The organism is Hyalangium sp. (assembly GCF_035629615.1).
Taxonomy (GTDB): domain Bacteria; phylum Myxococcota; class Myxococcia; order Myxococcales; family Myxococcaceae; genus Hyalangium.
Window position 1 is genome coordinate 1 of the sequence record NZ_DASPHO010000178.1, and the last position, 8,707, is coordinate 8,707.

The window sequence follows — 8,707 nt, forward strand, 5'->3', positions numbered from 1 at the left end:
CGCCGCGGTCAACTGGGTCTTCCCCTACTCCGCGCTCCGAGAGCAGAACGTGCTCGGCACGCGCACACTGCTGGCGCTGGCCTCGCGACACCGGTGCAAGCCGTTCCACTTCGTCTCCTCTCAGCTCGTGTGCCACTCCACCTTGCGAGCGCCTCGGCAGGTGCTCGAGCTGGAGGACATGCTCCCGGAGCTCCCCGGCCTGCACCTGGGCTATGCCCAGACCAAGTGCGTCGCCGAGCACCTCGTCCGCGCGGCGGCCAACCGAGGGCTGCCGGTGCGCATCTACCGCCCGCCCTTCCTGTTCGGCAGCAGCATCACGGGCCACTGCGCCACCGATGACTTCCTCGCCTTGCTCATCAAGGGATGCGTGCAGATGGGCAGCGCGCCGGACATGGACTGGGAGATCGACTCCTGCCCCGTCGACTACGTGAGCCGGATGATCCTCGAGGTGGCCTCCCGGGACCCGAGCGGGTTCGCGGTGCTCCACCCCATGCCGCCGCGCGTCCGGCACTGGCGCGAGTGCGTGCTGTGGATGAGCCTCTTCGGCTACCCGGTCCGCCTCACCCCCTACAGCGAGTGGCTGCTGCAGCTCCAGCAGGAGGCCGCAAGCCCCGCGCACGCGCTCTATTCCCTGCGGTCGTTCTTCCTCCGGCGGCTGAAGGAGACGGGTGGGCTCACGCTGCCCGAGCTCTATGAGACGAGGCGGCGCAACCGCATCACCTCCCGGCTGACTCACCAGGCCCTGGTGGGGTGGGACGTGCCCTGTCCTCCGCTCGATGCCCACCTCCTGGATCGATACTTCGCCTCGTTCATCGAGCAGGGACACCTGCCCGCCGTCCATCGGAGCCGCGAGCACGAGCGGCAGGACATGCGGACACGCATCGAGCCCGAGCTGCTCGAGCGAGCGCTGCGCAAGGCCTCTCCGAAGACGCGACTCCTCGAGGCGCGGCAGGTGGAACGGCTGGGAGAGCACGGCATTACCACCGAGCTGACCGCCTGGAGGCACTCGCCTGGGCTGGGGCTCTTCCGCTATCAACTCCGGCACGAAGGCGGCACGCTCCCGGTGGTGGTCAAGGTCAAACCCTCGGACGCGGAGGTCATCGACGTGGCCACGCACGTTGCACACCAGTGTGATCCCAGGCTTGGCCAGGCGTTCGCGCGCTTCCCCGGGCTGCTCGGCTTCGCAGGCTCCCACACCCGGGAGATGGAGCTCTACACGCAGCGCGACCCGCGCTTCGTTCGCCATGTCCCCACGTGTCTCGCGGCCCACCGAGACGATGCGGCTTCGCGGTGGATGCTCGTGCTCGAGGACCTCCAGCCTCTGGAGCTGATCGACAGCTCCGACATGGAGGGCGCGTGGGGCAGGCCACAGCTCGAAGCGGCGATTCGCGGCATCGCCCGGATCCACGCCATCGGCTACGACGGAGGCGGCTGGGAGGGACTCACCCTGCCGCGGCCCGCCACCACGGAGGAGATGGTGCACGCGACAGAGCTCTGGAGCGCGCTGGAGCACACCAGCCGCGAGTGCTTCACCCTCGCCGGTGGCGCCCTCTTGCCGGCGATCCACCACCGGCTCCTCGAGGAGCTCGAGCATTGGTGGGAGCCCCTGGAGCAGCTCCCGGGGACGCTCATCCACAACGACTTCAACCCGCGCAACCTCGCCTTGCGCCGCGAGGGTGCGGATCTCCGGCTCTGCGCCTATGACTGGGAGCTGGCCACCGTGGGCGTTCCGCAGCACGATCTCGCCGAGCTGCTCTGCTTCACGCTGGGCGCGCGAGCCTCCCTGGACGAGGTGAGGCACTACCTGGAGCTGCACCGCCTCATGCTGGAGCGTGAGACCGGGCGCCGCGTGGACCCCGAGTCATGGGAGCTCGGGTTCCGGGCGTCGCTGGGAGACCTGTTGATCAACCGCTTCGCCGCCTACACCGTGCCCCACCGCTTCCGGCATCAGCGCTTCCTCGAGCGGGTGCTGAGCACCTGGCTTCGGCTGCACGCGCTGTTCCCCCTTGTCTCCGTGGACGCGAGGGAGCGGTACCCGACTGAGGCGCTCCGGGCTGCGGGCTCCTGAGCCAGGCCGCCCTCCGCTCGCATCGGGTTCAGCGCTCGGCGGCGGAGCGATCCAAGAGGCGTTGAATGGCCGAGGCCTGCCGCGCTTCATTGCCCGTGAAGCGCAGGCCCAAGCCCTGCTCTTCACCCTTCTTGCCCTGCCAGATCACCCGCGCCTCGAGCCAGGTCCCGCCCATGTCGAACAGGCCGCCGGCCACCTTCAGCCACACCGGCTCGCCCACTTTGATCTTCCCGAGCTTCCGGCCCACGACGAACGCGCCCGTCTGCGACAAGTCCCGCAGCTCCCCGGGTACTTGCTGATTCGCCAGCTTGAGCTGGCAGCTCTTGCGGATGACGAGGCGCTCACGCGAGGCCGTGCCCATGGACAGCGGACGCCGCGCGCAGAACGCAATCATCTCCGCAGCACGGCGCTTGTGGTCTCCGAGGAAGCTCGCGATAAATCCGCCCACGCCATCGCGGCCTATCGCCTGCGTTCGGGTCAGCGCGAGTCCTTGGAGTTCAAAACGATCATCGACGTCTCCGAAGGTGATCGTGATCTGCACGCTTGTGCCTTGAGAGACCACGTGTGAGGTCGGCACGAAGAGCGTCAGCGTTCCGCGCTCGGTCTTCGATGCGGACAACAAGGTGCGGCGGGAGGCGTACCGAACCTCGAGCGACGTGTGGGATTCGTCGGTCATGGCCCGATTATTGGCGTGGCTTGCGATCCGTTCAACGTCGGCTACTGGGCTAGAGCGGACACACCGTGTTCGTGGTGGGGCTGATGACGGCACCGTTGATGAAGCAGGCCTCCAAGGCCCTCAGGCGGATATGGCCCACGGCACCTCCACCTCCGCCTCCGCCTCCCTTGGAGCCGGTAAAGGAGGCACCTATCACGCCCATGACAGGTGCAACCGCTGCGGCTCCCCCCGCGCCACCGTCTCCGCCCGAGAAAGAGTCCAAGCTGCCACCCGCTGCCGGCGCCGCGGAGGAGGGGGCACCGTCCACACCGTTCCTGCCCGTACTCTGGCTGGTGGCGTCCACGTATCCCGCTCCCTCTCCACCTCCTCCCCCATTCGCGGTGAGGCGGGTGGTGGCAGCCAAGGTCAGCCTGTTGGCTTCCAGCAGAACCCTCCCCCCACTTCCGCCTCCGCCCCCACCGCCCGCATGGCCGCCATTGGCGGTGCTGCCGCGCGCCCCTCCCCCACCACCCCCGCTGGCCGTGATCCATTGGTTCACCGTGAGGGTGCGCGCCACCGAGAGCTGGACGGCGCCTCCGCCCGCGCCGGCCTTGCCAGCCTCGGCGGCCCCCCCTCCTCCGCTTCCTCCCGGACAGCCTCCCACCAGAGGAACGAAACCTTCGCCACCCGGGTTCCCCGCCCCACCGCCGGCGCCTCCCACTCCGCTGGCGCCCATCCCGCTGTTGCCCGCCGCGCCCGCGGTTCCGCCTCCCGCCCCTCCTCCTCCTCCTCCCGCACTGCTCGAGAGGCTCCCATTCACGCCTCTCCGGTAGCGCAGTCCTGATTGCCTCCTGCCCCTGGCACCGGCTCTCCCGCCACGAGGGTGCCATGGGCGAGGATGCTGTGGTTGAGCGTGGCATCGCCATACACCGCGAGGATCACCGGCCGGGTACCCCGGAGGGTGAGATCCGCGCCCAGGCTCAGGCTCGACATGGCCAGCAGCACCATCTCCGTGCCGTCCTGAGCCATCACCACCACCGGCTGCGGCGGCTGGGTGGCACATGACGGGGGCGTCCAGCTCATGTCCCCCGAGTCGAAGGTGACGACGCACGTCGTGGTCAGCGTGCCGATGTTGGCCAAGGGAACGGTGTCCGGGTTGAAGTTGCTCGGGACGTAGGGGAAGGTGCTGCACACCCCGTCCTGCGTCCGGCACACGCCCGCCCGGCTCGGATCGATCATGCACGCCATGTTCACCATGGCGGGGTCCGGCTCCTCGGTGCAGGTGCTCTGCGCCGCGCAGCCTCCCGTCACCCGCTTGCAGACGCTGGAGGCCGTGCACGGAGTCTGCGTTCCCTGGCACCCTCCCGCGCCGTTGCACACGTCATTCACCGTGCAGGCCACGGCGTCGTCACAGCTCGCGGAGGCCGCCTTGAAGGCATGGCTGCAAAGGCCGCTGACCGTGTTGCAGGTGCCCGTACTCTCGTGGCACGCGGAGGGCGGCGTGTCGCAGGCTCTGGGCGCGCCAGCGCATTGCGCCTGCGGCCCGCACTGATCGTTCAGGGTGCACGGATTGCCGTCGTCACAGGACGTCCCCGGCTCCTCCTCGAGATTGGCGCACTGGCCCGTGCCTGGATCGCACTGGGCGCCCCTGAGGCAGGCTCCGGTGGGCTGCGTGCACTGCACCTCCTGCCCTGTGCACACCGCCGAAGCCCCCGCGCCCTGGCAGCGATCGCCCGTGGTGCAGGCACTGCCATCGTCACAGTCCTTGTCCTGGCACGTCGAGTCCTGGCAGCCCTGGATCCCGTTGCAGTCGTAGTCCACGTTCACGCTGCACAGCTCGGTGGCTCCCGGGTGCACCTCGTTCCGCCCATCATCGCAGTCCGTGCCCGCCACTCCGTCCTCCTTCTTGATGAAGGTATCCCCGTCCCCGTCCTTCGCCTGGAGCGTCAGCTCGAGGCGGGCGAAGTCCCCCTCGGGGATGGGGACGGGCTCGGACGAAGCGCGCACCTCCACCGGGGGGCCCGCGCACTCCTCTCCCGAGGTGCTCTCATGGGAGGACACCTCCACCGCCAGCTCCCGCCCCCAGTCCGGCTTGCGAAACACCGCCACGAGCAGCTGCCGGGTGTCTCTCGGCTGGAAGCGGCTCCGGGGAATGTCCTTGCTGCCCTCGTGGCCCTGGCCGTCCCGGGCGATGACGCGCACGCAGCCGGGGGTATACGAGCCGTAGAGCACCGAGACCTGGAGGGCCCCTTCCGCCGGTGCCTTGTCACGACAGGCCACGAGCAGCAGCAGCAGCCACGGTACCCACAGTTGACGCATGGCCCAACTCTATCCCAGCGCCATGAAGCCCTGAAGGACGGGGGGCGTCGGATCTCCCTCAAGCGGGGGCGGAGCCGGGGCCGGAGAGCCCGTCCTTGGCCGCGACGGTGGAGGAGCCGAAGAAGGAGAGGACGCTTCACGTACGCCAATACCCGCCGCCTGCCCCCACACCTCCCGCGAGCGCGACCGCGCTACGGGTGAGAAGGGGTGCCCGGTGTCGTAGACTCCATCCGATGAAGACCCACCTCTCTTGCATTCTCATGCTGGCGTGGTTCAGTGGGTGCATCCCGGAACCGGAGGAGCCCCCAGAGGAAGAACCGCCATGCACCCCGGACTCGCTCGAGCAGAACGACGACTTCGTGGGGGCGGCACGGCTGGGGGATGTCGCGGATTCCACGCCCAGTGCTCCCTCGGATCCTCCGAAGTCACAGCGCACCGAGCTCACGGCCCACACGGAAGCCGACGTCGACTGGTTCAAGACGACCGTTCAGGACAGGGGCTCGGACGGTGACCCGAATGTCTACGTCATCGTCTCACACGGCTACGAAGCGACTGTGTGGGCGCGATGCCTGTTCGGTCCGATGACGGCGATGGTGTGCGGCGTGGGAACGGAAGTGACGGACCCAGAGCTTTCCGGGGAGGCCTGCCTGACGGCTCCCTCGGCGGGCGACATTCCGCCACAGCTCACCTTGAGCGCCAACTGTGACGACACGTCCACCGACAGTCTCGGGCTCTCCATCCGCGTGCGCCGGCTCTCTCCAGCCCAGGCGTGTGAGAAGTACTCGCTCACCGTCGGTGCGGACTGAAAGTGCCTCCGCACACTCTACTTCGACCGTGGGAGCACGATGGGCTCCAGCTGGTACACCCCCGTTATGGGTGGTGAAGCGGTCGCTGGCCAGTGTTCGCATGAGCCGCCTCCGATGGGATCGATCATACTGCCCCACACGGCCCAACGACTCGGGGGCTCGTGTGAAGGGGGTGGCGCCGCCGCACCCACTCGTCGCCACAGGTTGGCGTAGAACACCAGCCCCTGCTCATCCCGTCGTGGGCGGCGTATGCCGCGGGTCGATCTCGCAGATCGTCAACATCGTCGGAGGCGGCGGAGTGTTGCCGCTGCTGATCGCGGAAGTCTCAACATGTCGCCGAGGCAACCCCGCCCGCAGCGCGCCCGCTCAACGCGGAATCTGCGGAAGCAGCGCCGGCAACTCGTGCATCGCAATGATGAGCAGCGCCGCGAGACCGAAGTAGACCGAAGCCGCGATGACCCGCTGCGACTGCGTCACGCCATCATCGGAGATCGCCCGCTGCGCCGCGGTCAAGCTGTTGAGCTGCTCCAGCGCGGACAGCCGCTGCTTCGCCTGCCGGGCTTCCCACCACCGCGTTCCCACCTTCCACGCCGACACCCCCACGACACCGAGCGCGAAGGGGTTCACGTGCGCCGCGCGGACCGTGCCGACGCCGACCACCGCCAGCAGCAGCACCGTCCCGACGGTCGCGAGATTGATCGACACCGGCCCCATCATCCGGCTCCCATCGAGCTGCCAGAACGGGATGAGGTTGAACAGGTTCATCATCAACGCGAAGTATCCGACCGCGAGGAGCAGTCCACTCCAGTACTCCGTGAAGAAGAACGACGCGGCGACGCACGCGACTCCACCCAACGAGCCGAAGATGGGCCCACCAGCGCCGATGACAAAGTCCTGCCAGGTGGACTTCGGCTTCTCCTTGAGCGCGATGAAGGCACCGAAGAACGGGATGAACACCGGGGCGCCAACGTCCAGACCCACCCGCTTCGCCGCGTACCCGTGGCCAAGCTCGTGAATGAGGATCAGCAGCACCAGCCCGACCGCGAAGCCCGCGCCGTAGAACTGTGCGTAGACCACCGCCATCAGGATCATCGTGAAGCCGGTGGTCGCGAACTTGGCGAACTTCGCTAAGAACAGCAGCGACTTCAGCTTCCACACGATCAGTCCCGCAGCCACCAGGCCGCCGATGACCGGACCCCGATTCTTCGAAGGCGCCGCGGCGGCGTCCGCCGTCGCGCCCGAAGCCGTCGCGGCAGCCGCCGCCGCCTGGGCCTGCTTCTTCGCCTCGAGCTGACGCAGCCGTTCCAGCGCCGACATGGCTACTGCCCGACCTCAATCTTGGAAGGCGCCGGAATCCGCCACGCCGTCATCAGCGCGAACGCGATCCAGAGCAGATCAAACGCGCTCAGCGAGCTGTCAATGTTCTGCAGAAAGAGAATGAACAGGCTGGGACTGAAGTAGCCCAGGCCCAGCTCCTCTCCGCTCGGGGCGCTGACGACGAAGTGCGCGAGGATGAAGTACTTCGCTATGACAAGCCCGAACACCGCGATGCCCGCCGCCGCAATCTGCAGCGTCCGGCCACGACCCTTGCCCGCGCCGAGCTTCACCCCCAAGCCCGCCAGGTAGCCGACGAGCACCGCGACGTAGCCAATCTCGTAGTTGGTCGCGACCACGATGGCGGCCCAGATGACCGCGCCCACCAGCGCACCTACCGCACCGCCCGCGAGCGCAATGGGAAACCGTGCGCCTGTCTGTTGCTCCGCCGCGAGCTCCGCCTGGACCTGCTCAGCACAGCTGTCGCAGATGGAATTGCCATTGATGATCGTCCCCGCTCCGGCTGCCATCGGATTCTGGCAGAGCGAACAGGCGGCACCGGCGACGGCGGCTTCGGGCTGAGAAGGCGGGACGGCTTCGGGTTCGGACATGGCGCCAGACCATAGGGCAAGTCCCCGCGATCCCGGTAGCTCGCCTGCTCGCCTACTGGCTGCTCGCCTCCGTGAGCGGCTTGACCCAATGGGGCCGCATGTCCCCCCGGACCCTTGGGGAGCGTCGTTCGAGGGCCGGGCTGGAAGGGCGGCCGGAAGTGGCATCATCCCCTCGCCGCCAGCGCCGCCCCCGTCAAACTCCCCTTCGCCCCCTTGAGCGCCAGGGGCCGCCTCGGTGAAGAAGACCACCGCCTCGCTCACCGGCATCTCGTACACATCCGAGATCGATCTTCCGCGCAGCTGGTACCGCAGCACCTCCTCGGTGAAGCGCTTGCCCTCGCAGGTCTCGCAGGTGGTGACCATGCCCTGAGACTGCCCCAGTTACTCAATCGAGGCAGGCTCATCCTTCGGCGCGGCTGGCGCAGATGGCGCTCTGGCGCCGACCCTCCAGCAGGCAGCGGTAAAGTGGACTTCCGCTCCGTGCACATAGGGATCAAAAGCGGCGCGGACCGTTTCGATGACCTGGGTGCGAGTCCGCTCATCCGCCTCGTGAAGGATCTGGCCGAGAGGACCGAACCGCGTCAGGTAACGGACCAACTCCTTCTCGGGCAGGGTGCAGGCAACATCGATCGGCCGGATGTCGATCTCGGCCCAGCCGCTTTCCTCCAGAATGCGGTAGACTCGGCGCTGGTCCGCGAAGGCGAACTGCCCCGGCGCGTCCGGCCGGCGGGCAGGGATGTTCGGCAGGAGCGGTGCCGCGGCGCGCTCGGCCGTCGTCATGAACGGATTCTCCGAAGGACTCCGCCAGGCGATGAACCGCAATTCGGCGTCGTCCTCTGAGGCACGCCTCAGGTTCGCAAAGGCCCGGACGGAGTCGTCGAAGAACATGACGCCGAAGCGCGAAATGATCATGTCGAAGCTTTCAGGCTCGAAG

General features: G+C 68.0%; 7 protein-coding genes and 2 pseudogenes. 4 read left to right on the top strand and 5 right to left on the bottom strand.

The genetic code is table 11. The features are described from left to right. On the top strand, positions 1 to 2,068 hold a 2,068-nt coding region (locus VD972_RS09195), incomplete at its 5' end, for an SDR family oxidoreductase (RefSeq protein WP_324984006.1). A 28-nt stretch (positions 2,069 to 2,096) separates the two neighbouring features. Here VD972_RS09195 and VD972_RS09200 read toward each other — a convergent pair. Both VD972_RS09200 and VD972_RS09205 read right to left on the bottom strand, forming a co-directional pair. Beyond that, positions 2,097 to 2,744, bottom strand: coding sequence for a PilZ domain-containing protein (locus VD972_RS09200; protein WP_324984009.1), 648 nt, complete (start codon positions 2,742 to 2,744; stop codon positions 2,097 to 2,099). Positions 2,745 to 3,539: 795 nt separating this feature from the next. Continuing rightward, positions 3,540 to 5,042 (bottom strand): putative metal-binding motif-containing protein, encoded by a 1,503-nt coding sequence (locus VD972_RS09205; protein WP_324984013.1) that lies wholly within the window; start codon positions 5,040 to 5,042, stop codon positions 3,540 to 3,542. Positions 5,043 to 5,275: 233 nt separating this feature from the next. Here VD972_RS09205 and VD972_RS09210 point away from each other — a divergent pair, with 233 nt between their 5' ends. Together VD972_RS09210 and VD972_RS09215 are read left to right on the top strand one after the other, a co-directional pair. After that, positions 5,276 to 5,848: a hypothetical protein gene (locus tag VD972_RS09210; RefSeq protein ID WP_324984016.1), complete on the top strand. Its 573-nt coding sequence runs from the start codon at positions 5,276 to 5,278 to the stop codon at positions 5,846 to 5,848. A gap of 232 nt (positions 5,849 to 6,080) precedes the next feature. Further along, a pseudogene (locus VD972_RS09215) lies at positions 6,081 to 6,290 on the top strand (hypothetical protein); the annotation flags it as partial. Here the strand turns inward: VD972_RS09215 and VD972_RS09220 are convergent. Continuing rightward, positions 6,215 to 7,165 carry a site-2 protease family protein gene (locus VD972_RS09220; RefSeq protein ID WP_324984021.1) on the bottom strand — a complete coding sequence of 317 codons (951 nt, stop codon included), beginning with the start codon at positions 7,163 to 7,165 and terminating at the stop codon, positions 6,215 to 6,217. The pseudogene VD972_RS09215 and the gene VD972_RS09220 overlap by 76 nt on opposite strands. 2 nt (positions 7,166 to 7,167) lie before the next feature. Continuing rightward, on the bottom strand, positions 7,168 to 7,773 hold the full coding sequence (locus VD972_RS09225) for a hypothetical protein (RefSeq protein WP_324984024.1): 606 nt from the start codon (positions 7,771 to 7,773) through the stop codon (positions 7,168 to 7,170). Positions 7,774 to 8,008: 235 nt separating this feature from the next. Here VD972_RS09225 and VD972_RS09230 point away from each other — a divergent pair, with 235 nt between their 5' ends. After that, a complete protein-coding gene (locus VD972_RS09230) occupies positions 8,009 to 8,143 on the top strand; it encodes a hypothetical protein (protein ID WP_324984026.1) in 135 nt (44 codons plus the stop codon). An 11-nt stretch (positions 8,144 to 8,154) separates the two neighbouring features. Here the strand turns inward: VD972_RS09230 and VD972_RS09235 are convergent. Continuing rightward, a pseudogene (locus VD972_RS09235) lies at positions 8,155 to 8,707 on the bottom strand (SAM-dependent methyltransferase); the annotation flags it as partial.

Coding starts and splice junctions, on each gene's coding strand:
- VD972_RS09200 (WP_324984009.1), bottom strand. CDS start 2,744: ATGACCGACGAATCCCACACGTCGCTCGAGGTTCGGTACGCCTCCCGC.
- VD972_RS09205 (WP_324984013.1), bottom strand. CDS start 5,042: ATGCGTCAACTGTGGGTACCGTGGCTGCTGCTGCTGCTCGTGGCCTGT.
- VD972_RS09210 (WP_324984016.1), top strand. CDS start 5,276: ATGAAGACCCACCTCTCTTGCATTCTCATGCTGGCGTGGTTCAGTGGG.
- VD972_RS09220 (WP_324984021.1), bottom strand. CDS start 7,165: ATGTCGGCGCTGGAACGGCTGCGTCAGCTCGAGGCGAAGAAGCAGGCC.
- VD972_RS09225 (WP_324984024.1), bottom strand. CDS start 7,773: ATGTCCGAACCCGAAGCCGTCCCGCCTTCTCAGCCCGAAGCCGCCGTC.